General features: G+C 39.8%; 12 protein-coding genes. 9 read left to right on the top strand and 3 right to left on the bottom strand.

Annotation, left to right across the window (positions count from 1 at the left end; all coding sequences use genetic code 11):
• Positions 1 to 115: 115 nt before the first annotated feature.
• From BMY50_RS15750 to BMY50_RS15720, 7 genes are all read left to right on the top strand, one after another.
• Positions 116 to 586, top strand: a complete 471-nt coding sequence (locus BMY50_RS15750) for a GNAT family N-acetyltransferase (protein WP_093326354.1) — start codon at positions 116 to 118, stop codon at positions 584 to 586.
• Positions 587 to 746: 160 nt separating this feature from the next.
• Positions 747 to 3,170: an ABC transporter permease gene (locus BMY50_RS15745; RefSeq protein WP_093326353.1), complete on the top strand. Its 2,424-nt coding sequence runs from the start codon at positions 747 to 749 to the stop codon at positions 3,168 to 3,170.
• 137 nt (positions 3,171 to 3,307) lie between these two features.
• On the top strand, positions 3,308 to 5,665 hold the full coding sequence (locus BMY50_RS15740) for an ABC transporter permease (RefSeq protein ID WP_093326352.1): 2,358 nt from the start codon (positions 3,308 to 3,310) through the stop codon (positions 5,663 to 5,665).
• A gap of 118 nt (positions 5,666 to 5,783) precedes the next feature.
• Positions 5,784 to 8,219, top strand: coding sequence for an ABC transporter permease (locus BMY50_RS15735; RefSeq protein WP_093326351.1), 2,436 nt, complete (start codon positions 5,784 to 5,786; stop codon positions 8,217 to 8,219).
• Positions 8,220 to 8,294: 75 nt separating this feature from the next.
• Complete coding sequence (locus tag BMY50_RS15730) at positions 8,295 to 10,745, top strand: ABC transporter permease (protein ID WP_093326350.1); 2,451 nt, start codon at positions 8,295 to 8,297, stop codon at positions 10,743 to 10,745.
• Between the two features lie 82 nt (positions 10,746 to 10,827).
• Entirely contained in the window at positions 10,828 to 13,203 is a 2,376-nt protein-coding gene (locus tag BMY50_RS15725) for an ABC transporter permease (RefSeq protein ID WP_093326349.1), read from the top strand.
• Between the two features lie 82 nt (positions 13,204 to 13,285).
• Positions 13,286 to 15,691 (top strand): ABC transporter permease, encoded by a 2,406-nt coding sequence (locus tag BMY50_RS15720; protein WP_093326348.1) that lies wholly within the window; start codon positions 13,286 to 13,288, stop codon positions 15,689 to 15,691.
• A 154-nt stretch (positions 15,692 to 15,845) separates the two neighbouring features.
• Here BMY50_RS15720 and BMY50_RS15715 read toward each other — a convergent pair whose 3' ends face one another.
• The 3 genes from BMY50_RS15715 to BMY50_RS15705 all read right to left on the bottom strand — a co-directional run bounded on the left by BMY50_RS15715 (position 15,846) and on the right by BMY50_RS15705 (position 20,114).
• On the bottom strand, positions 15,846 to 16,232 hold the full coding sequence (locus BMY50_RS15715) for a type II toxin-antitoxin system VapC family toxin (protein ID WP_093326347.1): 387 nt from the start codon (positions 16,230 to 16,232) through the stop codon (positions 15,846 to 15,848).
• On the bottom strand, positions 16,232 to 16,447 hold the full coding sequence (gene vapB / locus BMY50_RS15710; RefSeq protein WP_093326346.1) for a type II toxin-antitoxin system VapB family antitoxin: 216 nt from the start codon (positions 16,445 to 16,447) through the stop codon (positions 16,232 to 16,234). The genes BMY50_RS15715 and vapB overlap by 1 nt, the downstream gene beginning before the upstream one ends.
• A 139-nt stretch (positions 16,448 to 16,586) precedes the next feature.
• Positions 16,587 to 20,114, bottom strand: coding sequence for a DEAD/DEAH box helicase (locus BMY50_RS15705; protein ID WP_162276609.1), 3,528 nt, complete (start codon positions 20,112 to 20,114; stop codon positions 16,587 to 16,589).
• A gap of 535 nt (positions 20,115 to 20,649) precedes the next feature.
• Here BMY50_RS15705 and BMY50_RS15700 point away from each other — a divergent pair.
• The gene (locus tag BMY50_RS15700) at positions 20,650 to 23,031 is read left to right on the top strand and encodes an ABC transporter permease (protein WP_093326344.1); all 2,382 of its coding nucleotides are present in this window, start codon (positions 20,650 to 20,652) and stop codon (positions 23,029 to 23,031) included.
• 98 nt (positions 23,032 to 23,129) lie between these two features.
• Positions 23,130 to 25,532 carry an ABC transporter permease gene (locus tag BMY50_RS15695; RefSeq protein ID WP_093326343.1) on the top strand — a complete coding sequence of 801 codons (2,403 nt, stop codon included), beginning with the start codon at positions 23,130 to 23,132 and terminating at the stop codon, positions 25,530 to 25,532.
• Positions 25,533 to 25,595: the final 63 nt, after the last annotated feature.

The raw sequence follows: 25,595 nt of genomic DNA, 5'->3' as shown, positions 1-25,595 counted from the left end.
TAGGCTAAAAAAAGATGTCGTCAGCGAGGTATAAGACTTAACTCTACAAATAGGGGTTTAAGAATATCTTGATACTTGATACTTAAACAAAAAAAGCCTGTATCTTTGTTCTGATATGAAACTTGATATTAGCTCCCTCAGGCAATACATTAGACCTTTCGATGCATTTAATCCTTATGAACTATATGCAATGTTAAGGCTTAGAAGTGAGGTTTTTGTGGTGGAGCAACAATGTGCTTTTTTGGATGCTGATAATAAAGATCAGCTTTCTCATCACTTATTAATTTATCAAGACGAACAATTAGCTGCTTATGCTAGGTTAGTTCCACCAGAAGTTTCTTATGCAGAAATGTCTATTGGGCGGATCGTTACCAGCAACCAGTCCAGAGGGACCGGCTTAGGCAAAGAACTAATGAAACGTTCCATCCAAGCCTGTTATGATCTCTTTGGGAAAGGCAATATTCGGATTGGAGCACAGGTGTATGCAATACCTTTTTATGAATCTGTTGGATTTATTCCAGACGGAGCAGTTTATGACGAAGACGGGATTGATCATATTGAAATGCTTAAGAAAGAAGAAATATAACCGACCTCATTGTTCGTTATCGAACACCCAGTGTTCAATAACGAACAGCATTTTCATTTAGAACCCCATTAATACCTTAGAAATCAATAGTTTTCATATTGGAATACTTTTAGCAGTTTCCCACTTAGCTTTTCCTTGCCTTTACAAGAGCTAAGAATTTATGCTTAAAAACTACATCAAAATTGCATGGCGAAATATGCTGAAGCATAAAACACATGCTGTTATCAACATCCTTGGGATGACCATCGCCTTCATTTGCAGTATATTACTGCTGCTTACCGTATATCAGGAATTTTCCTTTGATAATTTTCATCAGTATAAAGATCGTGTTTTTAAATTATATAATTTCTCTAATAGAGTTGAGGGTACGGAAGTGGGAACTTCCATGGGCTACCCGGTAGCCACCCATCTAAAGAAAGAGGTTTTAGGAGTAGATAAAGTAACACGGATAAAATCAAGGGGACGAGAAATTCGCTATCAGGATAAAGCATTAGACTTGGATATCCGTTTAGTAGACAATGACTTTTTTGATATTTTTTCATTTAAAATAGTAGATGGGCAACGCCAGTCGCCTTTAGCAAATCTAGGAGACATCGTAATAGATCAGAAAACCGCCAATAGCCTGTTTGGCAATCAGGAACCCATAGGCAAACCCGTTGAAATAAAAATAAATGGCGAATGGAAACCTTTAACGGTGTCTGCCGTCATGGAAGATGCTCCGCAGAATTCTTCTTTGCAATACCCGATTTTAGCGCGAACTGAGCTAGACCCCGATTGGAGTAGAACGAAAGAAGAATGGTATGAGCAACACCATGATGTATTTGTGCGCTTGGCATCGCAGGCATCACAGTCCCAAGTGGAGCCTCAGTTGCAGCAGTTTATAAATAAATACTTACATCTCGACAGTAACAGCTTGAAAAACCAAGGCTTTAAGGCCGATGCTAACGGAGCGTATCTGGGCATGAAATTACTATCATTAAATGATCTACACTTTAATAATAAATTAGGCCGGGGTGATACGGTAAGTAAAACTTATCTCTATATTCTCTTATTAGTTGGTGCGGTCATCTTATTTATAGCCTGCTTTAATTTCATTAATCTGCAAATAAGTTTGTCGTTCACTAGAACCAGAGAACTAGGTGTTAGAAAATGCATGGGCGCTCATGCAAGTCAGGTATGGGGACAGCTCTTTAGCGAAAATTTTTTACAGGTTGGCCTTTCTTTGCTTTTCAGTTTAGGCGCTGTTGTTTTGATAATTAGAGCCCTTGCACATCAGAGCATGGCTAAGCTGGATATCACCTTGCTTTACAATCCCACCATTATTAGCTGTTTAATCGGGCTTTTACTATTCGTTGCTGTGGTATCTAGCGGTTATCCTTTTTTTATTCTTAATAAATTAAAACCCGCAGCCATATTTAAGGGAAAAGTAGGTGTTGCCAAAGCAGGATTAGGTAGAAATGCGCTCATCTCCTTACAGTTTGTAATTGCAATAACACTTATCTGTACGACTGTTATCAGCTATTTGCAATTTCAATACTTACGCACTGCTTCCTTAGGTTATAACACCTCTTCCATTATAAGCATTCCTGTTAAAGATTTCATACACGGCAGAGATATTAGTGCGCAATTACGAAACCGTTTAGTCTCCAATCCCGCTGTTATAAGTGTTTCGGGGGGCGATGTTAACCTAGGTGTTGGTAAAGACGGAAGCACCAGTAAATCTCAGGTGGGGTTCGACCATGAAGGAAAACAAATTTTAACCACTTATATTTCGGCCGACTACGATTTTTTAAAAACACTATCCATCAAACCCATAGAGGGTCGTGATTTTTCCACTTCCTTTACATCGGATAGTACTTACGCGGTTATCATTACGGAAAGTATGGCAAAGCAATTGGGTAAGTCGCCGCTCGTTGGGCGTCTCATTAACACGGACTCAACGGGTACGCATGGTTGGCAGATCATTGGCATTATTCCAGACTTTCATTTGTATTCTATGTATGAAGAGACGAAGCCGCTTACTATCGCTTTGGAAGGGGATGCTCCGATTGACTATATTTTTGTAAAAGTGAACACACAAAATCCAGCCGCCACTATGGAGATGATAAAAAAGACATATGCAGGCTTGGAACCCAATGCGGAGTTTAAGGGAACATATGTTGATGAAAACATAGACCGCTGGTATAAAAAAGAAAAGCGCTTAGCAACCTTATTTTCGATCTCAGCCAGTATCGCTATTGTATTATCCTGCATGGGCCTCTTTGGTTTAGCGCTCATCATTATTGGTCAAAAAGTAAAAGAAATTGGTATAAGAAAAGTTTTAGGTGCTTCTGTTGCCCATATAACGAGCCGGGTTATTAGAGACTTTGTAAAACCTGTTATTATTGCCTTATTTATTGCGATTCCAATAGCGTGGTGGTCAATGAATTTATGGTTGCAAGATTTTATTTATCGCATGACAATGCCCTGGTGGGTATTTCCTATAGCGGGTATAATTGCATTAGCGATAGCTGTTTTAACGGTTGGCTTACAATCCTTGAAAGCAGCATCGGCCAATCCAGTGGACTCGTTGCGGAGTGAATAAGCTAGTTGCGAGTTACCAGTTGCCAGTTATGAGCTTGACCAAACGCGCAACACATAACTCATAACTTATAACTATAAAAAAAATGTTAAAACCATCCACCGCTGGTGGATAGCTGAAGCACCCTAAAAATAAACACGATGCTGAAAAACTATTTTAAAACCGCTTGGCGAAACTTGATGAGAACCAAGAGTTTTGCGTTCACCAATCTGCTGGGCCTAACGATTGGCATCACTTGCACCATCTTTATCTTATTATGGGTCAAAGACGAATTGACTTATGATAAATTCCATTCCAATTACAATGATATTCATGTTGTCATTGCAAATCGTGACTTTAACAATCGTGTTTTTACTGATTATAACATGGTGCTACCACTTGCAAAGGCCATTGAAGAAGAAAGTCCGCAAGTAAAAAACACTGTTGTCACGACGCAGTCGCAATCCATGGTATTTGCTTATGAGGATGTTAAGCTTAAAAAAAGTGGTTATACCGTTAGCGAGCATTTCTTTAATATGTTTTCCTGGAAATTTATAAAAGGAAATGCAGCAACTGCAATAAACAATCCTTCTTCGATTGTTCTTACCGAATCAGCCGCTAAAACCCTGTTTGGCAATGCCGACCCTGTAAATAAAGTAATTCGATTAGACAATAACAAAGATGTAAAGGTTTCTGCCATAGTAGCCGATCCACCCAACAATTCAAGTTTTCAGTTTGATTTTATCTTACCATTTAATTATGCCGATGAATTCACCAAACAGATGATGAACAATTGGAGTGGTTCTTCATGGCGGGTATATGTGCAGGCACAACCTGGCGCTAACATGAAACAATTGAATGAAACTATTAATGCCATAAAAAAACGACATGACCAGGGCGATAAGATCAGTACCTATTTTACTTTTCCCATGGAAAGATGGCGCTTGTACAGTGAGTTTAAAGATGGAAAAAATGTAGGTGGTATGATTGAATATGTCAAGTTGTTCACCATTGTCGCTATTATTATTTTATTGATCGCCTGTGTTAACTTTATGAATCTATCCACCGCACGATCAGAAAAAAGATCGAAAGAGGTAGGCATTAGGAAAACGCTGGGTTCTGGCAAAATGCAATTAGCACTTCAGTTCTTTTTAGAGTCAATGCTCCTGGTGCTGAGCGCATTTATACTCTCTATTATCCTCGTTTATTTTCTGTTAGGTCCTTTTAATTTATTGGTAAGTAAAAATCTATCACTCGAGATTAATCAACCCTATTTTTGGATAGGTTCGCTTATCATTATATTATTTACGGGAGCAGTTGCAGGTAGCTATCCTGCCTTATATCTTTCTTCATTTAACCCGATAAAAGTTTTAAAAGGGCTTTTTCAAACCGGTAGAAAAGCAGTTTTACCAAGACACGTTTTGGTAGTTCTTCAATTCGCTATATCAATTCTACTCATTTCGGCTACCTTTATTATTTACCAGCAAATTCAACATATAAAAAACAGGGATATGGGTTATGATGCCAGTAATTTAATTATGATTCCTGGTACTGCTGATATAAAAACGAACTATACAGTAATAAAACAGGAATTATTGGGAAGCAATTTAGTAAGTTCTGTTACCAAAGCCAGCTCACCTATTACAGAAGTGTGGTGGAAATCGGGAGCACCCGATTGGAATGGCAAACCAGCAGATCTTTCTATTATTGTTTCCGGCATACGTACGGATGTTGATTTCACTAAGACGATGGGTATAAAAATGCTGACGGGAAATGATTTTTCAGGAATGCCTGCTGATTCTTCGTCTATATTATTAAATAAAGCCGCTGTGGAAGCGATGAATCTAAAGAATCCCTTAGGCATGGAAATGCGTTTTGGAGACGAAAAATACAATGTCATCGGCGTAACCGACAATGTGATCATGGAATTACCTTATCAACCCGTAGATCCCATGTTAGTATTTTATAATTCCAACGAAGCTGGAATAATCAGTTTACGCCTTAAAGAAGGTGTATTACCACAAAAAGCACTACCATTTATCGAGTCAGTATTCAAAAAACACAATCCGGCATATCCGTTTGATTACCAGTTTGCAGATGCAGAATTTGGAAAGAAATTTTTAACCGAAGAATTGATTAGCACCATTACAAATATTTTTGCTGGCCTCGCCATTTTTATCTGTTGTATGGGTTTGGGTGGACTGGCCGCTTTCACTATTGAAAAACGTTTTCGTGAGATTGGAATAAGAAAGGTGTTAGGATCCACCGTTGCGCAAGTGCTGATGTTAATATCAAAAGAGTTTATGAAACTCGTTTTGATTGCTTTTGTTATTGCTGCTCCTATATCTTGGTGGCTCATGCATAATTGGCTGGCACAATATACCTATCACATTAATATAGGTATATGGGTATTCCTCGCCGTGGGTACTATTGTTTTATTGATCACACTGTTAGTGGTTAGTTTGAATACCATCCGTGCGGCAAACACCAATCCTGTTAGAAGTTTACGAACGGAATAGAAAGTTATGAGTTATCAGTTGCCCGTTGCAAGCATATCCGTCTCGCAACGCATAAAAAAGTATGTTGAAACCATCCGCCAACTAGCGGATAACTGGTTCGCTTTAAGAAACAAACACGATGTTAAAAACTCACTTTAAAACCGCTTGGCGTACATTGCTAAAAAGCAAGGGATATGCAGCCATTAACATATTAGGTTTGGCTATCGGTCTGGCCTGTTGTTTATTAATTAGCTTATATATACAGGATGAACTGTCCTACGATCGGTATCACATAAAAAAAGACCGAATTTATCGCGTATTACATGGATACAAAGAAAGTAGCACGGCCGGTTCAACAACAACGGATCAAAAAGGAAGTTTTACTTATCAGGTTTGGGGCAATGCACCAGTAGGCAAGGCATTAAAGGCAGATTTTGCAGAAGTACAAGAAGTGGTCCAGTTTTCTGGTCAATCATCTGTTCTGCTACGTTATGGCGATAAGGCCTTTCAAGAAGACAATGTTTTTTTTGCAGACTCAAATGTACTTGATGTATTTAATTGGAAATTACTTGCCGGCAATCCAAAAACAGCATTAACAACGCCCTATTCGGCACTGCTGACTGAAAGTGCCGCAAAAAAATATTTTGGTGATGAAAACCCCATTGGCAAAACCTTAGAAGGTGGCAATACTGGGGGAAGGGCTAACCCGGGACTCTACACTGTGACGGGTGTATTGGAAGATATTCCATCCAATTCTCATTTTACCTTCGACGTACTGATGTCTATGAGCTCTTTTAAGCAGTCGTGGGCAGAACCATTTGAACAATGGGGATATGTCGATTTCTACACTTATTTTGTGGTTCCTGAAAATTTTGATATCAACTCCTTATCCGCTAAAATACCGGCCTTCTTAAGCCGCCACCATGCAAACGATGATGGCCGTTACAGCATTTCGTTCGAACCAATGATGGGTGCTTATTTACATTCTACGGCCGAAAGACAACCAGGTGTTACCGGTAGCTTGGCTAACCTTTATATTTTCGGTGTAATCGGGATTTTTATTTTGTGTATCGCCTGTATTAATTTTATGAACCTGGCCACAGCACGCTCCATGGAACGTGCCAAAGAAGTAGGCGTACGCAAGGTTGTAGGCGCAGAAAGAGGAGAGCTGATTCGCCAATTTATGACGGAATCATTGCTGATGATTCTGATCGCTGCCAGTTTGGCTTTCCTGTTCATTTGGGTATTATTGCCGCTTACAAATAACTTTACGGGAAAACATTTTGAGTTTACTCGTCTGTTTGACTGGCACACCTTAGCGTTATACCTTCCCGTAGTGCTCGTTACGGGATTAATGGCAGGTAGTTATCCTGCTTTGGTTTTATCAGGGTTCAAACCAATTACCATCCTTAGAGGCGTGTTCCGCACTTCCACAAAAGGAATTGCCTTAAGAAGAGGGTTGGTGGTATTTCAATTCAGCCTTTCCATCGCACTTATTGCAGGCACCATAATCGTTATTTCCCAATTGGATCACCTACGACATAAATATCTTGGTTTTAAACAGGATAAAATGCTTGTCATAGATTTCAATTATGACCAATCAATAACTTCTCAATTGGAAGCTATCAAGCAAACCTTTCTAAACGAAAGAGAAGTACTTTCTATTTCAGCTTCACGCAGTATACCTGGCAGTTATTTTCCAAATGCAGGGACCAATATCGAAACATCAAATGGAACATCGGTTTCGGAGACTCCTGGTATATTCGAGGTAGATGTTGATTTCATTCCTCACTTTGGTATTGAAATGGCCGCCGGCAGGCCTTATTCAAGAGATTTCCCAGCAGATACAGTAAAATCACTCGTTATCAATGAAGCGACAGCGCGACTTTATGGTTACCGTAATCCACAAGATATTATTGGGAAACGCTTTTCGCAATGGGGCCGTGAGGGAACGGTAATTGGCGTGACTAAAGACTTTAACTACCTTTCGCTTCATAAACGCGTAGAACCTTTAACCATGCGATTAGCTCCTTTAGCCAGCAGGTTTCTTACACTTCATGTAAAATCTGAAAACCTGCCAGCAACTATCACTAAACTGGGAGAGATATGGGCAAAGCTCGCTCCTCATAGACCGTATTTATATAGTTTTCTTGATAATAGCTTTAACCGTCAATATGAAGCCGATCAGCGGTTTAGAAATTTATTTTCTGTTTTTGCCTCACTCGCCATACTTATCGCCTGTCTGGGGCTTTTGGGGCTGGCTACCTATACGGCTCAACAACGGACGAAGGAAATAGGCGTGCGGAAGGTACTAGGTGCTTCGGTGGGAAATATTGTTAAGCTGCTATCTACAGATTTTGTGAAGCTGGTAATAATTGCAGGCTTCATTGCCTCTCCCCTTGCTTGGTGGGCAATGAATAAATGGTTGGATAACTTCGCCTATCGAATGGAAATACACTGGTGGATATTTGCGGGAGCAGCGCTGACAGGGGTCATTATTGCTATACTAACGGTTAGTTTCCAAGCTATTAAAGCGGCATTGGCTAATCCGGTGGAGTCATTGAGGAATGAATAAATTTAGTTGTGCGTTACCAGTTGCCAGTTATGAGCTGGCCTAACTCGCAACGCACAACTCATAACTATAAAAAAGATGTTAAAAAACCATCTCAAAACGGCTTTCCGTACCTTACAAAAGAATGCGGTATTCAGCTTCATCAATATTACAGGTCTTACTGTGGGATTATGTGCTTGCATGCTCGTTTCAACAGTTGTTTTGGACGATCTGTCTTATGATAAATTCTGGAAGCGCTCCGATGATCTTTATCGTGTATCTGTTTCCAACAAAATGGGCGACGGGATTTATACCGAAGAAGCTTACTCCCCTGTGGGCTTAGGCACTGAGCTAAAAGAGCGGTTCCCTGAGGTTGAAACTTTTTCAACGGTTACGCCCTCCGTGTTACAACTTAAACCCACGGAAAAAGAAACAGATGGCATAAAAACACAAGTGCTTCTGTTGGATTCAGCTGCGACAAAAATGTTCGATTTCAAACGAATATCTGGACAAACCGACCACTATGTTCCCGGCCAACAAAATATATGGATAACAGAAAGTTTCAGTAAACGTTTCTTTAATGGAGTAAATCCGATAGGAAAAGTTATAACTGACGTACCATCGTGGAAAGAGGATGCCACTCCTTTTTTAATCACAGCAGTTATCCAAGACGTCCCTCAGAACACACACTTAAGGGCTGATGCTATTGTATTGAAAGCGCCGAGAATAGAACGGCTCAAAAAAGAAGGGGTTGCAGCATATGCTCCTGTTTATTATTTATTAAGGCCTGGTAGCAATGTCAAATCATTCGAATCAAAACTGAATGACTGGTATGCCCGGTTTCTGGATATTGAAAAAGGAAAAATAACCTTCTCTTTTCAACCTATTCGTGATATCTATCTCCACTCAGAATTTAATGCGCGGCAAGAAGTTCAGTCCAACATACGCTCGCTATATATTTTTGGAGGTATCGGCGTATTTATTCTAGTAATTGCCTGTATCAACTTCATTAACCTTAGTACGGCAAGAGCTATGCAACGCTTAAAGGAAAGTGGTATCCGCAAAATTTTAGGCGCTGAACGAAAACAACTAATTGGGCAATTTCTTACCGAATCGCTGTTATTCTTCTTTCTTTCTACAGCTTTTGCGCTGCTCCTTTACTTTGTATCGTTACCCACATTGGAAGTCTTTTTAGAACATGGGCTTACGGAAACAATCTTTGAGAAATGGCCTATTTTCATTTTAACCTTATTGATTATCTTGGTTTTAAGTTTATTTACCGGTTTCTACCCAGCAATATTTTTATCTAGATTCAATCCCTCCGATAGTCTTAAAGGACACTTGGGTAGTTCTTCCATGATTTCATCTACCATCTTCAGAAAGACTTTAGTGGTTATACAGTTTTCCATTGCTATAGTTACGCTACTAGCACTAATTGTCGTCCGTAGTCAGCTGCATTATATCAATCAAAAAGATCTTGGTTTTCGGAAAGACAATCTCCTTTATATAAATATGGTTTCCTGGCAGGGAAAAGGTGAGGCTATAAAGACCCGCCTAAACCAATTACCGGGAGTACTTAATGCATCGATCACCACTTGGCAGCCAGAGAATGGCACTAGCTCAGGGGGGATGACGATTGATCATCCCAGACGAAAAGGTGAACAGGTTCAGATGAATATTATATTCGGTGATGTCGATTTGGCCCAGACCATCGGTCTAGTATTAAAAAAGGGCCGCTTATTTAACAAGGCATATGGCACGGATACCCATTCTTCAGCCGCAAAAGACTCCACTTCAAAGAAAAACAACCTTTTTAATATTAATGAGGAAATGGAAGGTAGCTCACCGGCACTAATTACAGCAGCTACAGCGAGAGACTTTGGAATCGAAAAAGTCAATATGACGATTAGCGGTTCTTCTTATAGCGCCGTGGGCATTGTGAAAGACTTCTACTATGAATCATTGCATCATCAGCTCATGCCTACCATCATCACTATGGGAGAAGAGATCGATTTTGGAAGTATGTTTGTTCGTATAGTACCTGGTACTGAACAGCAGGTATTAACCGATCTACATAAAATATGGAAATCTTTTTATCCAGATAAATTATTAGCTACAAGCTGGATGGAAGATATTGTGCAACTCCAATACAAGAAAGAAGAGAAACAGCAAACCCTATTCACCATTTTTAGTGGGTTGATGTTTTTCATTTCTTCTTTGGGTGTCTTTGGACTGGTACTACATGCAGCAGAACAACGAGTGAAAGAAATCGGAATTCGTAAAGTACTAGGAGCAAGCGTTAGGAGTATTGTTGCATTACTGTCTAAAGATTTCGTGAAATTAGTGCTATTAGCCATCCTCCTAGCTATACCTGTAGCTTGGTGGGGTATGAGTAAATGGCTGGAGGCTTTTGCGTATAGGGTTGATATACAATGGTGGATGTTTGTAACGGCTGGAGGTATTGCAATTTTCATCGCTTTGACGACAGTGAGTTTCCATGCTATTAAAGCAGCCTTGGCAAACCCAGTGGATTCACTTAGGAATGAATAAATTAGTTGTGCGTTACCCGTTGCCAGTTATAAGCTTAACCTGACTCGCAACACATAACTCACAACTCACAACTATAAGGAAAATGTTAAAAAACTATTTCAAAATCGCGTGGCGTAATTTAATGAAGAGCAAGTTGTTCTCTTTTATCAACATTGCGGGTCTTTCTATTGGCATTACTGCCTGTCTCATGATTTTCTTGTTCGTGAAGCACGAATTTAGTGTCGATCGCTTTCATACGCAAGGTGATCGGATATACCGGGTTATGCGTGGTGTAGAACAGGATGGTGGTGGTCGGAAAGTTTCTTATCTATCCGCCCCCTATGCCCCTGCACTATTGAACGATTTTAAAGATGAAATAAAACGAGCTGTACGTGTGCGCCCGAATGATGGTTTAGCGAGCATTGGAGATCGATCATTTCGTGAGGAAAAGATTTATGACGTAGACGCCGACTTCTTCCAACTATTCTCTTTCCCATTGATAAGAGGTAATGCCGCTACTGTTTTAAAAGATCCAGCAAGTGTTGTCCTGACAGAAACCACCGCTAAAAAATATTTTGGAAGCGTAGATCATGCCATGGGCAAAGTAATCGAGCTTAACAAATACCTCCCTTTAAAAGTAACAGGTATTGCAAAAGATGTTCCATCGAATTCGCATCTTGATTTTGATCTTATCGTTCCTTTTTCCAACTATGAACAACAAGAAGGCATGAAAGTGTGGATCAATAATAGCTTGTATACGTACGTGCTATTAAATCCTGATGCAGATCCAAAAAAGATTGAAAGCCAATTCTCTTCTTTCATGAATAAATACATGGGAGAGGATATGCGACAGTTCGGCTATAAATTTACACTATCGCTTATGCCATTAAAAGATGTCTATTTTGATCATGCTTCTTTTGATGGAGCCAGACATACTGATCAAAAAGTCGTCTACATTTTTCTATCAATTGCGCTGCTTATACTATTAATTGCCTGTATTAACTTTATGAATCTTTCCACTATACGAGCAATCGAACGTGCTAAAGAGGTGGGCATGCGCAAGGTATTGGGCGCTTTGCGTAAACAGCTCGTTGGCCAGTTTATAGGAGAGTCCCTACTACTCACGTCTTTTGCTTGCCTGATATCCCTTGGGTTATTGGTATTATCCATGCCCCTTTACAGCCAATTATTGGGCTATCAATTGAGTTTTTCCTGGGGCAATTCTTACTTATGGCTTTTTCTTATTTGCTTAGTGCTATTTATTGGCCTTGTTGCCGGTAGCTATCCAGCGTTCTTTCTTTCTACTTTTTCGCCAATACAGGCCCTAAAGGAAAAACTAAAACTAGGAAGAGGGGCGTTCTTCAGGCAGGCCTTAGTTGTCGTTCAATTTAGTATTTCCGTCTTCTTAGTTATAGGAACGATCGTCATTTCGAACCAAATGAGTTACATCAAAAACAAGAATTTAGGCTACGATGAAGCCCAGACCCTGATAATACCTGTAAATAATGGAGCGATATACGACCATTTACACAGCTTCAAGATTGATCTACAAAAGGAAAGTGCCGTCGCTTCGGTATCGGTCATGTCTGGCGAGCCGGGAGGTTTTTTCGATGAACAAATATTCGAGGTGGACGAACATTCTGAAAAATGGCGAGGCCGCACTGTTTTTGCCGATGTTGATTACGTAAAAACGCTAGGCCTAAAGGTAATTGCTGGAAGAGATCTATCGCCTGCCTATGCTACAGATTCTACCGATGCTGTACTTATTAACCGAACAGCGGCTGCAAAACTAGGATGGGATCCCGATCTTGCGCTAGGGAAATGGATCAGAAATACGGTTCGGGATGATCATAGACGTAAAATAGTTGGTGTGGTTGAAGATTTTAATTTTGTTTCTCTTAAAGAAATTGTACAACCGCTGGTTATTTCGCCAAATGAAGATTGGCGAGTAATTCTTATCAAGTTAAATGCGGGAAACCTCAAATCTGGAATTGATTTGGTAAAACGCACCTATGAGAAATCAGCGCCCGACTACCCCTTCGAATATCGTTTTTTAGACCAGCAATTTGATAAATTATACCAAAATGATCTGCGCCAGCAAACGCTATTGAGTGTATTCGCAGGATTAGCCATATTCATTGCTTGCTTGGGTCTTTTTGGTTTGGCATCCTTTGCTGCTACCAAACGTATTAAAGAAATTGGCGTTCGGAAAGTGTTAGGATCATCCAGCCAAGAAATCGTAATCTTACTATCTAAGGATCTCATAAAACCAGTGCTTATTGCCACTTGTCTTGCCATACCTATCAGCTATTATGTCATGTATAACTGGTTGCAGAGCTTTGCGTACAGAATAAGTATGCATTGGTGGATATTTTTATTCGCGGCCTTAATCACATTTATTATCGCCTTAACAACGGTAGGTATTAAAGCAGTTAAAGCGGCTTTAGCCAATCCGGTGGATTCACTTAGGAATGAATAAATTAGTTGTGCGTTACCCGTTGCCGGTTATAAGCTTAACCTGACTCGCAACACATAACTCACAACTCACAACTATAAAGAAAATGTTAAAAAACTATTTCAAAATCGCGTGGAGGAATCTCCTTAGACAGCGGACTTTTTCGTCCATTAACATCCTAGGCTTGGCACTAGGATTAGCTACCTGTTTATTGATTAGTTTATATATATTCGATGAACTGAGTTTCGATCGATTCCATGAAAAAGCAGATCGCATTGTCAGAGTGGTCTTTAAAGGAACAACTCCTGGTGGTAAACTGAATGAGGCACATGTAATGCCTCCTGTGGCGCAGGCTTTGAAGACCGAATTTCCGGAAGTAGAAGACGCTACACGTTTTCGCAGGGCCGGTAAGCCGATTTTTCTTATAAATGGTAATCGCTTTTATGAAGAAGAAATGGCCTTTGCCGACGCCAACATCTTTAACGTATTTTCCCTACCACTTATCCATGGAGATTCAAAATCGGCTTTAAAAGAGCCTAATACGGTGGTTATTTCGCAAGATATGGCCAAGAAATATTTTGGTAGGATAAATGTTTTGGGAAAACTTTTGATCATCAAGGACTCCAATACGCCGTTAAAGGTTACTGGAGTAATGGAGAATATCCCTGCTAATTCGCATTTTCACTTTGATCTTTTTACCTCCATGGCGAGTTTTGGTCCAGCGAGCTCAACGTCTTGGATGGAATCGGAGTTTTTTACTTATTTATTACTTAAGAAAGGGGTTGATTATAAAGGATTGGAAGGTAAACTGCCTGCGGTATTTGAAAAATATGCGGGACCGCAGTTTCCGGAATCATTTGGTATGAGTTATGCTGCCTTCCAAAAGGCAGGCAATGCCATTGGCCTATTTTTACAACCGCTCACTGATATACACCTCCATTCGGATTTTGCATCCGACTTAAGTTCTCCCGGCGATATCCGTTACGTTTATATATTTGGATGTATTGCCGTATTTATGCTTATCATTGCCAGCATCAATTTTATGAACCTTTCTACAGCTGGGGCATCCAAACGTGCTAGAGAAGTTAGTGTACGTAAAGTTCTTGGATCGGGCCGTCAGGCACTCACTTACCAGTTTCTTATCGAATCTATCTTATTGGTATTTATTAGTTTGCTGCTCGCTGTCGGCCTTACTGTTGCCGGACTCCCACTTTTCAACCATCTTTCGGGAAAGGCACTCGATTTCCATGATGTTAGCAACCTTTGGTTATTGCCAGTGTTACCTGCTTTTGGACTAATTATTGGCTTGCTGTCGGGAAGTTATCCCGCATTTTTTCTATCGTCATTCAAACCGATTGCTGTACTTAAAGGAAAACTTTCCCCAGAAAATAAGGGATTAGGTATAAGAAGTGGCTTGGTCGTTTTCCAATTCTTTGTATCCATTGTATTGATATTTTGTACGATGGTAGTATACAATCAACTTTCCTATATGAGGAATAAGAAACTGGGTTATGATAAGAACCAAGTATTGGTTATACAGAGCTGGCCATTGGGCAAAAATGAAGCGTTGTTTCGCCAACAACTATTGGAAGATCCCCGTGTAGCGGATGTAACCAATTCGCCTTATGTCCCTGCCGGAGCATCGGGAAACAATAATTTTTTTGTTCATACGGAAGAAAAACCGTCGGAATGGGTAAAGACACTGCGCTACGATGTAGATGACCACTATCTATCAACGCTTGGTATCGAATTGAAGGAAGGCAGGAATTTCTCCAATACTTATGGAACAGATTCTTTAAGCGCTATTATTAACGAAACAGCTGCGGCCACCTTCAAATGGAAAGGTGGGGCATTAGGTCATACCATTACGAATAAAGATCATAAAACATTACGTATTGTAGGTGTGGTGAAAGACTTCCATTTTAGATCTATGCATGAGCGAATTTCGCCTTTGGTAATGGTAATGCAACAGAATTATGGCAACCTACTTCTAAAAGCAAAAACAGAGGATATCGATCCTTTACTTAAAACAATAGAGGCGCGCTATAAAGCACTACAGCCCGATCTGCCTTTCAGCTTTTCCTTTTTGGATGAAAGGGTTAATAATACCTATGCAACGGAAGCAAAAACAGGGTATCTCTTAGGCCTGTTTGCAGGGCTTACCATTTTTGTGGCTTGCTTAGGGTTATTCGGATTGGCCATGTTTACGGCAGACCAACGTACGAAAGAAATAGGTATTCGAAAGGTCCTCGGGGCTTCGGTGTCGGGAATTGTGAGCATGCTTTCCAAAGATTTTATTAAGTTGGTTCTGCTGGCATTTATCATTGCATCACCACTTGCTTGGTGGTTAATGAATCGCTGGCTGGAAGATTTTGCTTACCGCATCAATATCCAATGGTGGATATTCGCGAGAGCAGGAATAGGCGCCGTACTTATTGCTTTACTGACCGTGAGTTTCCAGGCCATTAAAGCAGCTCGGGCGAATCCGGTAGATTCGTTGAGGAATGAGTAAAGACAATAGACATAAGTAGCAAGACATAAGACTTAGATTCGTAAATAGGCCCTTAAGAATATGTTGATACTATTATAATAAAAAATTATTTCAAAACGGTACTCCGTACCCTCCAAAAGAAGGACGTATTCAGCTTAATTAAAATATAATGGGGTTACCAGAGAAGTGAGATATTATATAATTTAAAGTTTTTGTCTTTCGAAATAATTTGCAGATTCTTTGTCATAGATTGACAAAGAATTATTCTATCAAAAGGGTCGCGATGATGGAAAGGCAATGTTGAAATTTTTATTGTATCATCAAAGCTTATAGGCAAAAGTTGAAAACCGTTTGAGGATATAATATTTTCAATCTGAGCAAATGGCCTACCTAATTCGAGTTTCTGAAGACTAATTTTGATGGCAATTTCCCATAAGCTTGCAACACTAATGTAGTTTACGGTTCTTTCATTTTCGATACTTTTCTTGGCTTTTGACGAAAGTTGATTATCACCATTAACAAACCAAATAAAAGTATGTGTGTCAAGCAAATTGTGCTGCATTACATATACTCTTTAAAATCCTCCAATGGTTCGTCAAAATCATCATGCATTTTGAACATTCCTTTTGCACTGCCAAATTTTGGAGCTTTTGATTGCTGAGGCATCTCCTGACTTATTTTTGCTTTTGCCGTCAAAAAATCTATGAAGTCAGCTACTTCTGCTCTCATATGTTCAGGGAGAGCCTGCAATTTACTATATAGCAGACGATTATCCATAATATTCTTCCTAAGTATCAAAGATAGCAAAATTACTCCAATAATGTTCGTCTTATCCACACTCTATTTTTATAACATTTAAAGCACCCAGCCTAAAAAGGTAGCTGGGTGCGGCAGGGTTTACTTGACCGTTTGTCGTTTATTCAAATAGCTTCAATAGCTGTTCTTTATTCAAAGATTTCAGCACGCTGCTATCGGTTTGCACAAGTGTTTCTGCCAATGCTTTTTTTCCCTCCTGCAATTGTAGGATCCGTTCTTCGATACTATCCTTGCATACCATCCGGTAGGCCATCACATGCTTATCCTGACCAATACGGTAGCAACGATCGATGGCTTGTGCTTCTGCCGCAGGGTTCCACCAGGGGTCAAAAATATATACATAATCTGCTGCTGTTAAGTTCAATCCCGTTCCTCCGGCCTTTAAGCTGATCAAAAACACCCGACAGTCACTTTCTTCCTGAAAACGGTTCACTGCTTGTTGCCGCTGATCGCCACTTGTTTTTCCGTCAAGGTACGCATAGCCAATACCAACACTCTTCAACTCATCCTCCAATAAAGCAAGCATCTTGGTAAAGGAAGAAAAAATGAGCAGCTTATGTCCTTGCGTTTTCTCGAGGATATGTTCACGGATTTCTTCCAATTTGGCAGAGTGGTTTTCATACTTTTCGTTAGGAATAAGCGCAGGCGAGTTGCAAATCTGGCGGAGTTTCATGAGTGCTTCCAGCACGAACATCGTTGCCTGGTCTTTGCGCTCATCCATTTTATCCTCCAGCTCACTACGAAAACGTCTACGGTACTGCTCATATACCTTACGTTGTTCGGGTAGCATCTCACAGTAAAGCGTCATCTCTGTTTTTTCCGGCAAATCTTTGGCCACCTGCGCTTTGGTACGCCGCAGCATGAAAGGAGCGATAAGCTGCTGCAAAGATTCCTTCGTTTCTACGCTTGCTGTGCCATCCGCAATTCCGGGAAAGTTTCGCTTAAACTGGCCATATGTACCGAGAAACCCAGGATTCACAAAATCGAGCTGCGCGAACAGATCGGATATTCCGTTTTCTATAGGCGTGCCTGTCAACGCGAGTCGAAAGTCGGACCGTACCGCCTGTACACACTCGAACCGTTTGGATTGCGGGTTTTTGATCGACTGCGATTCGTCGAGAATAAGATAGCCGAATTTCTCCTTTGAAAGTAATTCTATATCTGAGATCAATGTACCATAGGTAGTTAGTAGGAGCTGGCCGGGAAATGTAGAAACTTCCATCAGCGATCGGTTAACACCATGGTGTACCAGCACCTTTCGGTGTGGGGTAAACTTTTTAACCTCCGCCTGCCAATTGAACAATAAAGAGTTAGGAACTACGATTAAAGAAGCGGGGCTATCTGGCGACTGTATATAATGGTATTCTAGCACCGTTAATATTTGAAGTGTTTTCCCAAGTCCCATATCATCCGCGAGCACTCCTCCCCAACCAAACTCTCGAAGAAAACCCATCCAACTAAAACCAGTTTCCTGGTAAGGGCGGAGAACTGCCTGAACTTTTTCAGGTTTAGGTAGTGGTTGTATCTTATCTAGCTGTTGGAGCTTTTTGCGCTGCAATTTCAACTGCTCGTGCAATTGCTTATCGGTAATTTTATTGGCAAACGATTGGATGGAGGTGAAGTGCTGAAGTGATATTTGTAGCAACCCGTTTTTTGTTTTCGTGGCAACAGCCATAAGTGGCAATATGCGCTGCTTAAACTCTCGTGGTATTCGGCCGACAGATCCGTCGGGTAACTGTATGATTTCCATCGTAGAGGCCAAGCAATCTCTTATGTCATCCAGGCCTATGCGCTGATCTCCGAAACAAATTTCCAATGCGATCTCTACATGATTCGTTTTTTTATAAATTTTCATATCCCATTTCATCGGATATGGATTAAAATGAAAGCCCACCAAGTTTTCCAATCCATCAATCTCGTAATTTTCTTCTGTAAAAAGTTTAACCGTATCTGCCAACCAGGAACCATGTTTTACTTTTTCAACAGGCAACCTAAACACCCCGAAAGGGACTTGACGTTGAAAGTCTTCATTGCAGGATAAAAAGATATTTCGCTCATTATCTTCGGACTCTTTATTCCTCAAGAATACTTTTTCATAACTGCCCTGCCATCCGAAAATACTATTTCCATCGGTAAAGGCGTCGATTATTACGTCGCAATCATAAACCAAATTAAAGGCAATCAAAAGTGTGTCTCCTTTAATAGTGAACATCACCTTTTTTTTCAGACAGTTTAGAATGTTCCTTACTTCGAAAAATTTATCATTTGCATCTCTGTTTTCACAGAAAATGGGATAGTGCACAGCAACTTTATCCAAGATTTCTCCTTTAAACTGTACATAGTCATTTGGCAACACAGTTATACAATAATCAATTTTGCTGAAACGACTTATTAACTCCGCGTCATGAGCTTTGTTCACGAGTGTGTATTTTCCTTTATCTTCTGTTGAAATAAAGAACCCAGAAGAGCTTGGAAATACCGAAGGATTTTCAATAAATTTATTCGCTATTTTAATTTGCATCCTAAATTTGATCACGCCTTCATTGTAAATCAATAAGAAAGAAATAATGGGATGTAGTAAACATAGGGATACACGAAACGATGGTAAAGTAACAGGTCGAATCAACGAAGAATCTTTAAGTGCTGAGTGAAAAGCAAGAACGAACTCGCTACTCAGAAGCGGTATTACCTCCTGCCACAATTCAAATAAAAGCTTATTTCTATAGCTTATAATAAGCTTATCCTCATCTAAATGTTCGTCAGATTCTCCATCTTCAAAATTAATCGACAACTTCTCCAATGAGAGGTTTGCAATAATTAACATTTCCTCACAAATTGTATTGATTGCACGTTGATTTTTAGTCAAATTTTTTGGTTTCTCTTCACTGGAATTCTGCAATAAAAAACTTTTATCATACTTAATGAAGGGCCTTTTTGAACCATGCCTCGGGTTTGGAGTTGCTAAGTATGGTATTAAAATAGGTTGCTGAAAATTGTAAGCGTCATCAGGTATTCCGAAAATTATTTTCTTATGGCTATCTGGCAAGGATTTCTTTTTTACAACTGGGGAGGAAAATCTGAATAGTAATTCCCTTTCATTTTTAAAGCCAAATACACGGCCATACCCTTCCTTAGGTTTAAATTGTATCCCATCAAAAGTAGTATCCACCGCCAATAAACGTCTATGCTCTAATGCAAGGTCTCTTATTTCTGGTAAATAAAACTGTTTAAAGAAGGTCTCGCCGTACCACCATAAGCAGTAGCGTAGAGAACTCCACAAGTGCAAACAAACATTTCCCTTGCACTTACAATCGCATTGAACAAATACACCATCTTTTTCTATTAAAAAATGAATCTGAAAAACACTTCCACAATACGCCTCTAAAGACAGGATATTTTCACAAAGATCGAAAGACAAATCGCGTGGATGAAAATAGCTTTTCTCGTATTTCTCATTTTTACTTTCTAGAATTAGGTTCTCTAACCTTTCTATGCTCAACTTAAAAGGCTTCCCATCTTCCCACGGAATAATAAAAGGATCAGAAGATTTCCTTTTTACAGAAAGAATTTCTTCCTCCCCATTAGCAATAATTTCATTCGCGTTTAAATTTTGTTCGGCTGTTTTCATATTAGATTTGATCATTTTAAGGTTTGGTTTCAGGCTGTATCTATTGAGAATTACAAAGACACATCACAAATATATATAATATTATTTAAAAGCATATTTAAATCTTTAAAAATAACTTTATAATATTAAATAATACACATTAAACAGTAGCCTCATCAGATTGGTTAAGGACATCTTTAGCTATGAGTTGCTTTCAAAAGCAAACCGTACGCCATCAAAAATTGTCAGCCAAAGCCTCAAAATACCGTTCAGATCTGAACAGCTAGTGTTCGGAAACGAACACCTTCCTATCAAAAAACGACACAACGAACACATTATCAATAAGTTATTATTTTGGCGCAATTCCTGTATTGGTTAATGGTGAGCATTGGCGATGCTAATTGCGTTGCTGAGCTAGCTAATCCTGTGGATCGTTAAGGAATGAGTGATCTGGTTATTAGCTGTTCGTTATTGGTTATTAGGCCGAATAAAGACATAGGCATAAAGACTTTGATCTATAAAAGCTCTTAGTAATATCTTGATACTTGATACTATAATGATAAAAAACTACTTTGGAACGGCGTGGCGCAGTCTTCTAAGAAATAAATATTTTACTTTAATCCATATCTTAGGACTTGGAATAGGCATTGCCTGCTGTATATTTATCTTTTTTTACATCCAATTTCATCTCAGTTACGATCGCTACCATAAACAAGCAAAGCACATCTATCGTGTTGTTCATGATCTCCATTTAGAAAAAATCGAACATGAAAGCGGCAGTTCTTATGCGATTTATGATGCCTTAAAATCGAAGGTTCCGGGTATTGAACACGCAGCCTTCTCCATGTCCCATCAAGATCTAACATTGAACGTTAACGGAAATCTCTTTTCTTCCAACAAAAAAGCTGCATTTACCTCTTCAGAATGGTTTAAACTATTTAATTACCATTGGCTACAAGGGAATGCAACAGCGTTAAATCAACCTAACACCGTGGCGCTAATGGCTTCGACAGCCGAACGTTTCTTTGGCAAAACGGAGGCAATGGGCCAAACTATTTACGTAGATGGTAAATACCCCCTTAAAGTAATTGGAGTTATTGACGACCAACCGACCAATACAGATCTCAAATCAGACCTCTATATTTCCGAGGCTTCCATTAAAACCGTTCTACCTAATATTCGGAACAACTATTTTACAGACTGGGGCTACATCAATACGACCAACCAGTTATATGTATCAATAAATGATTCATCCAATATAGCTTCCATTGAAAGTACATTACAACAATTGACCAACCGGTACTTTGGAGAAGAAACAGGTAAACTCTTCCATTTTAAACTACAAGCCTTAAAGGATATTCACTTCGATACCAATTTCGGGGGAAGTGTACAGAAGTCTCTCCTGTGGATATTAGGATTTATTGGTCTAAGTATATTACTAATTGCCACGTTGAATTACATCAATCTATCTTTGATACAGTATGCAAAAAGGAGTGCCGAAATAGGAACGAGAAAAGTATTGGGTGGATCGAGCAGTCAGCTATTTTTCCAGTTTATAACAGAATCCATTTGCGTTGTCGGCTTAGCTTGCCTACTGGGATTGGCTTTATTGCAGATTGTCTTTCCGATCGCCAATCAAATATTATTTATTAATGAGCCTATTGCTAAGCCTTCACTACTTGAATTATCCGGATTGAGTTTGGTTATTTGGAGCGTCATAAGTTTACTTTCTGGCATTTATCCCGCATATATGACCGGTAAATTGGCTATTGTAAACGCACTTAAGAACAATTTTTCACTCGGCTCAACAAATGGTAGGAAAGCGATGGTACTGGTGCAAAATATCCTATCACTGTGCCTTATCATTGCTACAATTGTAATGGTTGCACAAGTGCGTTTTCTCAGTTCAACGGATGTTGGTTTTAATAGAGAATCTGTTCTTCTAGTGCCACTACCAAAAAGGGCTATGGAAAAGGAGAAAGCGTTAAGAACATTTTTAGATAATAAGCTCTCCATTTCTAATTATAGTTTTTGTTTTAGGGCGCCAGCCATGCACGATTCAAGAGGTGGTACATTTTTGTTTGACCAAAGAGCCGATTATGAAGCTTGGGCTACCAAAGCCACGTTCGCAGATAGTGCATATATCTCTACACTAGACATCCCCTTAATTGCGGGTCGAAATATACGCGAAAACAAAACGCTTCCCGAATACCTGATCAATCAAAAAATGATGCATATGCTAGGATATAAGAACGAACAACAGGTCTTAGGAAAATCCTTACTGGGCGCGGGTATGCATGACGAAAAGCCAGGCATCATTGTAGGAGTAATTGCTAATTATAACACTAAATCTCTCCATGATCCTATTGATCCTACGGTTATTGGCTATGATAGAGAGTTATTTCAAACAGTAGCAATAAAAATCAATAGTCAGGGCTTAACTCATTTCATCAAACAGCTAGAACAAGAATGGCCTAAATGGTTTCCCAATACAATATTAAATTATCAATATTTAGATGAACAGATTGAAGAACTATATATTAAAGAAGCCATTCAACAAAAATTAATTTGGACAGCTGCAACCTTAGCTATTTTTATAAGTAGTCTTGGCTTGCTAGGATTAATTTCTCTGAGCGTATTACAGCGTACCAAAGAAATCGGTATCCGTAAAGTATTGGGAGCATCTTTATCCAGCATTTTAAACTTGCTTTCCAAAGATTTTATAAAGATTATTTTCATAGCATTGATGGTGGCGTCTCCAATTACTTGGTGGGCAATGAGCAAATGGTTGGAAGATTTTGCTTATCATATTGAATTACAATGGTGGATGTTTGTATTGGCCGGGTTGATGGCCTTAGTTATTGCTTTGCTTACCGTGAGCTGGCAGGCCATCAAAGCAGCACTAGCCAATCCGGTGGAAAGTTTAAGGAATGAATGATTTTAGTTATTAGTACTTGATTGCTGGTTATTCGTAGGCCTACCGACCAAGAATCAGAAGTCCGGCAATGAACGATGAATTGAACAACAAACAACGAAATGATAAAGAATTATTTCAAAATCGCTCTCAGAAATTTCAAAAAGAACAAGCTTTATAGCTTCGTAAATCTTTTTGGCTTAACGATAGGTCTGGTTACCTGTATGTTAATAGGTATTTACATCCGGAATGAGATCACGTACGACGATTTCCATGCGAACGCAGACCGCCTTGTTCGAGTAACGTCTGATCTTCGCATGTCTGGCTCTGAGCACCAGTTTGCACAGACGGGCACCAAGGTAGGACCTGCTTTTAAAAGAACTTTTCCACAAGTATTGCAGTATGTCCGTACCATGAAAAGTGCGGGTGCTATTACGGTAAACCAACAATCTTTTGATGAAAAGAATATACTCTATGCGGATGCAGCCTTTTTCCAAACGTTTTCTTTTCCGCTGGTACAGGGTAATGCAGCATCGGTGCTTAACGACCCGCAGAAGGCGGTGTTATCCCGTTCAACAGCAAAGAAATATTTTGGAAACGCAAACCCCATCGGCAAAACCATCCAATTGAACGGTGGCGAAGCGCATTATGAGGTGACTGGCATCAGTGAAGATGTTCCACTCAACTCCCAGATTCAATATGATCTGATTATTTCTTTCAATAGTTTGGATGCTGCAAAAACCGAAATATGGAGTACGGCTAATTATATTACCTACCTATTGCTTCAAAATTCCGATCAAATTCGCCCTTTGGCTAGCGCGATTACCGACTATATGAAAAAGGTAAACGAGGAAGAAATGGACATTCCGAAAACAGATTATTGGACCGTGCACTTAGAACCTCTAAAATCGGTACACCTATACTCTAAGCTGGCGGGTTTGGAAGCAAATGGTAATATCGTGTATATTTATGTGTTAACGATTGTTGCACTCCTTATTTTACTGATTGCCTGCGTCAACTATACGAATCTATCCATCGCACAATCAGCTAATCGTGGTGTGGAAATTGGTATCCGACAAGTGATGGGCGCTGAAAAAAGGCAGCTGATCAGACAATTTTTGGGTGAATCCACCTTAATCACTTTCTTCGCCCTGCTTATGGCCCTGCTCATTGCTACAGTTCTATTGCCGCTATTTAATAACATAACTGGAAAAGACTTTTCATTTAGTATATTCTTCCAGCCTTTATTTTTATTAGCCGCTATCTCATTAAGCCTTATAATTAGTTTGCTTGCTGGATTATACCCAGCCGTTATACTGAGTAGCAAACGATTAGCACTAACGTTAAAATCGGGCCTACAGATAACGAATTCAGGCGGAACGGTACGCAAGGGGTTAATTATCTTTCAGTTTTCCATCGCCATTTTTCTGCTGGCTACGACGTTCATTGTGCTGAAACAAATGAACTATATTCAAAATAAAAATCTAGGCTATGATCGCTCTCACGTTTTAGTTTTACCTGTAGATTCCAAAACCCACGGGGTATATGAGCAGCTAAAAAATGCATTTAAAGCGAATCCAAATGTATTGAGCGTTACGGGCTCTTATGAAGATCCTACATCCGTTGGCTGGGGGGATGGTATTCATGCAGAGGACGGTACAGGACCTAAAGATCTTTCGCTCAATGCAGCGCCAGTTGATCTCGACTATTTAAAAACCATGGGTATGGACTTAGTGGCTGGTAGAGATTTCGTTCCCGCTGATTTCGTCGCTGCCGAAAAGACTACCGTAGCCGGTTCACAGCATCAAACTGCTTACATTTTGAATGAAAAGGCTGTAAAAGAATTGGGATGGACTCCCGAAAAAGCCATCGGTCAAATTGTATCCAGAGGGATTCCCGGTCCGGTAGTAGGTGTCATAAAAGATTTCCATTTCGAATCACTTCATGCATCTATCGGACCGCTATTGATTTTTCCGGATACCTCCTTAGTGAGACAGCTTTTTGTGAAAATAAAGAGCGATCACATTGCCACAACATTAGGTACATTGGAAGAAGCCTGGAAAGCACGTGTCGGTCATCGCGCTTTCGACTACCATTTTTTGGATGACGACTTCCAATCGCTCTATAAGACTGAAGAACGGATTGCCCATTTGTTTTCAGTTTTCTCCGGTATCGCTATTGCTTTGGCCTGTATGGGATTATTTGCGCTTGCGGCTTTCACTACCATTCAACGGACCAAGGAGATCGGTATTCGGAAAGTGCTGGGTGCAGACGTAACGAACATCGTCATGCTGATCTCAAAACAATTTCTATTCTTGGTATTTCTCGCTTTTGTGATTGCCTGCCCTATAGCCTGGTGGATGGGTAGCGATTGGCTGAATGATTTTGCTTACCGGATGGAATTGAACAGCTGGATCTTTGCTTTCTCAGGTATAACGGCAATCTGTATCGCTGGAATAACGGTTAGCTTTCATGCGATTCGTGCCGCGTTAGCCAATCCGGTAGATTCGTTAAGGAATGAATGATTTTAGTTATTGGTGTTTAGTTGCTGGTTATTCGCAAAATATTTCTAGCAGCTCACACATAAA

Source organism: Olivibacter domesticus (assembly GCF_900109575.1).
In the GTDB taxonomy this organism is placed as follows: Bacteria; Bacteroidota; Bacteroidia; order Sphingobacteriales; family Sphingobacteriaceae; genus Olivibacter; species Olivibacter domesticus.
The sequence above is the reverse complement of the archived record's forward strand: the minus strand, read 5'-3'. Positions and strand labels throughout refer to the sequence as shown.

Coding starts and splice junctions, on each gene's coding strand:
- BMY50_RS15700 (WP_093326344.1), top strand. CDS start 20,650: ATGATAAAAAACTACTTTGGAACGGCGTGGCGCAGTCTTCTAAGAAAT.
- BMY50_RS15740 (WP_093326352.1), top strand. CDS start 3,308: ATGCTGAAAAACTATTTTAAAACCGCTTGGCGAAACTTGATGAGAACC.
- BMY50_RS15725 (WP_093326349.1), top strand. CDS start 10,828: ATGTTAAAAAACTATTTCAAAATCGCGTGGCGTAATTTAATGAAGAGC.
- BMY50_RS15695 (WP_093326343.1), top strand. CDS start 23,130: ATGATAAAGAATTATTTCAAAATCGCTCTCAGAAATTTCAAAAAGAAC.
- BMY50_RS15745 (WP_093326353.1), top strand. CDS start 747: ATGCTTAAAAACTACATCAAAATTGCATGGCGAAATATGCTGAAGCAT.
- BMY50_RS15750 (WP_093326354.1), top strand. CDS start 116: ATGAAACTTGATATTAGCTCCCTCAGGCAATACATTAGACCTTTCGAT.
- BMY50_RS15715 (WP_093326347.1), bottom strand. CDS start 16,232: ATGCAGCACAATTTGCTTGACACACATACTTTTATTTGGTTTGTTAAT.
- vapB (WP_093326346.1), bottom strand. CDS start 16,447: ATGGATAATCGTCTGCTATATAGTAAATTGCAGGCTCTCCCTGAACAT.
- BMY50_RS15705 (WP_162276609.1), bottom strand. CDS start 20,114: ATGAAAACAGCCGAACAAAATTTAAACGCGAATGAAATTATTGCTAAT.
- BMY50_RS15720 (WP_093326348.1), top strand. CDS start 13,286: ATGTTAAAAAACTATTTCAAAATCGCGTGGAGGAATCTCCTTAGACAG.
- BMY50_RS15730 (WP_093326350.1), top strand. CDS start 8,295: ATGTTAAAAAACCATCTCAAAACGGCTTTCCGTACCTTACAAAAGAAT.
- BMY50_RS15735 (WP_093326351.1), top strand. CDS start 5,784: ATGTTAAAAACTCACTTTAAAACCGCTTGGCGTACATTGCTAAAAAGC.